This window comes from Streptomyces sp. SID3343 (assembly GCF_009865215.1).
Taxonomy (GTDB): domain Bacteria; phylum Actinomycetota; class Actinomycetes; order Streptomycetales; family Streptomycetaceae; genus Embleya.
The window spans coordinates 1-2,304 of record NZ_WWJX01000075.1; the positions used below are offsets into that span (position 1 = coordinate 1).

Here is a 2,304-nt window from a genome sequence, read left to right on the forward strand (position 1 = left end):
GGGCGCGGTCGTGGTGGCGCCCGGCGCGCGACTGCCGGACGGCGGTCCCGTGGGGCTCGTCGTAGCACCGGCCTTAACCCCGGTCGCGTCGTTGTCGTCGCAGGCCGCGGATCCGGCGACGACCAGAATGCCTGCCGCCAGGGAACCCAGAACGCGGGGGCCGAGCCTCGATTGTGTCTTCATGCCTGGTATTGCCTTACTGAGCGTCACGTTTCGGTTCGGTTCGATGCGGAGCCGAGTATCCACGTCGGTGGTCGCCCGTGTGCGGCGAACGCGAAAAGGCGCCGCCCGCTGCTCCCGTCGGCGGACGGCGCCCGGTCTTTTCCGAGCCGGGGCGCCGGCGTCGACAGCTCTCCACAGCGCATCCGCCGGCGGTGCGAGTCCGCACCGAACCCGCGCTGCGTCGCGGTACGCCGGCGATGTCGCCCTCCTGCTCGACCTCCCGGCCGGCCCCCGAGTGCACTGCGAGCGCACCGAGTTGCCCGATCCCGACGGTGGCCGGTGACGGTCCCGTACCGGGTGACGCCGTCGATGGCGACGAGCACGTTCTCGTTCGGGCGGTCGGGGCCCGTGTCCGGGCTCGCCGTCGCCGGGGGCCGCCCGGTGGATCGACGACGACCTGTCCTGCGGCGACGCCTGCCGGTGGACCGGGTACATCGACGTCCGGCGGACCACCTGCTACGGGTGGATGCGCGACGCCGAGGCCGACCGGGTGTGGGCGCGCGTGCTCGCGGTGGTGCCCGGCGCGCATCGCCGAGACGTCGTGGGGTGCCAGACCCGACACGCCGCCGTCGCCGCAGCAGCAGCCGGTGAACCGGAGCGCGCGCGAAGCCCGTCGGCACCTCGAACGGATCCACCCGCACCCGCGCGCCGAACTCGCCCTCGTACGAGAGCGGATGCACCCGTGGGCCGATCACACATCGATCGCCGAGGGGCGCGGAGCCACGCCGACCGAGTGACCCCGCCCGTGGCATCGACACACGCTGCGGCTGTCGGGCCGGGCAGGACCCGGGTGACCGGATCCCCCGCCTTGCGATGGTGACGGCTGCCCTCGGGGCTGCGGGGCGCACACCGCGTCGCGTACTGCACCCGAGTGCGCCGGCTACCGGACAGGGCGGGTGTGATGCCACCCTGGGAGACCCGCACCCCAGGAGGAATCCCATGGCCAGAACGACCGTCGTCCGTGGCGAACGCATCGAACTCCCGAACACCCTCGCCGACATTCGTGCCGCCCTCCCCCAGGACCGCCGCGAGGAGTTCGACAAGGTCATGTACGAGACGCCCCTGGACCGCCTCGAACGCGACGCCATCCTGCACTGGGCACTTCCTCCCGAAGCCCAGGAAGAGGACGACGAAGCACACGCGCGCATCAAGGCCGGGGACTTCAGCGACTGCGTCGACCGCGACGGGAATGCCATCACATGAGCTATCGCGTGCAGTACACGAACCAGGCCGAGGACGGCCTCAAGCCCTTGTCGGCCGCCCAGATCCGGACCTTCAAGAACGCCGTCGACTCGTCCATCGGCCGCGACCCCTACAGCTCCGGTTCCTCGCAGGTCGGCAACGACCGCGACCGCCGCGAGGCCACCGTCTCCGGCGTGTTCGTGCGGTACACCGTCAGCGCCGGTGTCCTGGTAGTGACCGTCACACGCACCGTCGCCTGGTGAGCGACGGTCCGCCCCGCGAGTGCGGCCACGAATCGCCGGGAAGCCACCCGGGCCGTGGCAAGGCGCCGCGACCACGTCGGACCCGGCGGGTGGCGTCGGCTGGATGTACCACGATCTCACCCGGCTCGAAGCCGGCACGGCAAGGCCGCCGTCGACGCGCACGCCCGTCTTGCCTGCCGGAACGACGCGCAGCCGCCCGAGGGCAGGGCCGAGCGGCGGCAGCCACACGTCGCCCACGATGGCGCGTCGAATGGCAGCGGTCGCCGCACCGTCGCGCCGCACGGCCTGACGAAGTCGTGCCCCGTCCATGCCCCACCCCGCCGCGCCCTGGACGGAAAAGGCGCCGCCCGCCGCTCCCGTAGACGGACGGCGCCTGTCGTGTTCGGCCGGGCCGGAAGAGGTATCCCATGCCGGCCTGCCGAGGCCGAGTGGGCTACTTGCCCGTGTAGTCGACCTTCAGTTCCTTGATGCCGTTGATCCACGCGTGCCGCAGCCGCCGCGGTTCGGCGACCTTCTTGATGTTCGGCATCGCGTCGGCGATGGCGTTGAACATCAGGTTGATCTCCATCCGCGCGAGCGAGGCGCCGAGGCAGAAGTGCGGGCCGCCGCCGCCGAAGCCCAGGTGCGGGTTCGGGTT

The 2,304-nt window shown here is 71.9% G+C and carries 3 protein-coding genes and 1 pseudogene; 2 read left to right on the plus strand and 2 right to left on the minus strand.

What is annotated here, in order from left to right; all coding sequences use genetic code 11:
• The coding region (locus GT354_RS53345; protein ID WP_237534312.1) for a hypothetical protein at nt 1-183 on the minus strand (183 nt) is incomplete at its 3' end.
• Between the two features lie 978 nt (nt 184-1,161).
• On the opposite strand from GT354_RS53345, the gene GT354_RS02725 reads away from it, so the two are divergent.
• Entirely contained in the window at nt 1,162-1,425 is a 264-nt protein-coding gene (locus GT354_RS02725) for a hypothetical protein (RefSeq protein ID WP_161354539.1), read from the plus strand.
• Nucleotides 1,422-1,667 (plus strand): hypothetical protein, encoded by a 246-nt coding sequence (locus tag GT354_RS52415; RefSeq protein WP_202511464.1) that lies wholly within the window; start codon nt 1,422-1,424, stop codon nt 1,665-1,667. Before GT354_RS02725 ends, GT354_RS52415 begins: the two co-directional genes overlap by 4 nt.
• A gap of 433 nt (nt 1,668-2,100) precedes the next feature.
• On the opposite strand, the pseudogene GT354_RS02730 reads toward GT354_RS52415, so the two are convergent.
• Nucleotides 2,101-2,304 (minus strand): annotated as a pseudogene (locus GT354_RS02730) (steroid C27-monooxygenase); the annotation flags it as partial.